1 protein-coding gene is annotated in these 1,266 nt (G+C 69.0%); it reads right to left on the minus strand.

Annotated elements, in window-relative coordinates; genetic code table 11:
* Nucleotides 1-23: 23 nt before the first annotated feature.
* A complete protein-coding gene (locus tag ACIRQP_RS42490) occupies nt 24-725 on the minus strand; it encodes a tyrosine-type recombinase/integrase (protein ID WP_403900849.1) in 702 nt (233 codons plus the stop codon).
* Between the last annotated feature and the right edge of the window lie 541 nt (nt 726-1,266).

A 1,266-nucleotide genomic window follows, 5' to 3' on the forward strand; every position in this document is an offset into this window, starting at 1 on the left:
GCGGGGCGTCAGGGTCGTGGCCGTCACGGCTGACCTGCGAAGAGGACGTTGAGCGTCTCGGCGCGGTAACCGGCGGCCGGTGTCGGAGCGGTCCGCGCTGCCGCCTGCCGGGTCTGCTCGGCAAGATGGGCCAGCACGCGACGGATCACCTCTTCCTTGCGGGGCGTGAGGTAAAGCTGTGTGGTGGTCAACTGAACGTGCCCGAGGGCGAATTGGACATCCGTGAGCGGCAGGCTGGGATCCTCCGCCATCCGGTAGGCCGCCGTGTGCCGCAGCGCGTGCAATGTCGCCGAGGTCCCGGCCAGCACGTTGGCCCGCTCAAACATCCGGTGGGCCGCGTGGTAAGTCAGCGGCCGGGACGGTGAACGCAGCGTCCACCACAGCGGAATCCGACGCCCGCGCGGGATCGCCTCCTCCATCTCCAACTGGTAGAGCCGCAGCCAGACGAACGCGTCCGTCGAGGCCGGCAGTTCCTGCATCTCGGCGGTGCCCTTGCGGACCACCGTGATCAGCTGACGCCCCGGATCAGTCCCGCCCTGCGTGGCGGACAGCAGCTCGCTGGCCCGGGCGCCGGTGGACACGTAGAAGGCGACCAGGGCCCGGTCCCGGTGGGAGGGCAGCCGCGCGAAGATCTCGTTGAACTCCTCGTCCGGGACGCTGCGGGGCACCCGCTTGGGCACCGTGGGCCGGTAGAGACCAGCACGCTCGTTATGGTGCGGCTCCATCGGGTTGTGATGAACATGAGCCCGGCGCCCGCGGCGCGACCGGTCCAGAGGGAAGGGATTGAGGATCGGTCCGGTGCCCGTATCTCGGTGGAAGTCGTAGAAGTTCCGCAGCACCGTCTCGCTGTGCGCGCGGACCGACGCCGCGTACGGCTTCCCGCCCGGAGTCCATAGGGCAACAGTCCGACGCCGCCAGTGAGGACGCGCCGGTTGCCCCGCGACCTGCAGCCACCGGGAGAAGTCCCTCGCCTCGATACGAGTTGCCCGGTCCCACGGGACATGCACGGCCCAAACGAAACGGAACCAGCGCAGCAGGTCCATTCCATACGAGCGAGCCGTTGTCGGCGGACGCCCGGCTCCCTGCAAGTCACGCAGGTAGGCAACGGCCCCCTCCACCGGCTCGCCGACCGGGTTGACGAGCCGGTACGGCTCCCACTGATCATCGGTGACCACAAGCTCGCCGGCCAGGGGCACAGACAGCGACGCCAGGTCTCTAGACGCTTCCACGGCCAGCCCAACGACGAATCCGCCATCAGGTCACTGA

Origin of the sequence: Streptomyces sp. NPDC102274 (genome assembly GCF_044766385.1) — a bacterium.
Taxonomy (GTDB): Bacteria; Actinomycetota; Actinomycetes; order Streptomycetales; family Streptomycetaceae; genus Streptomyces.

What these genes read in the sequence shown, in the direction of transcription:
- ACIRQP_RS42490 (WP_403900849.1), bottom strand. Translation starts at nt 725, where the DNA reads ATGGAGCCGCACCATAACGAGCGTGCTGGTCTCTACCGGCCCACGGTG.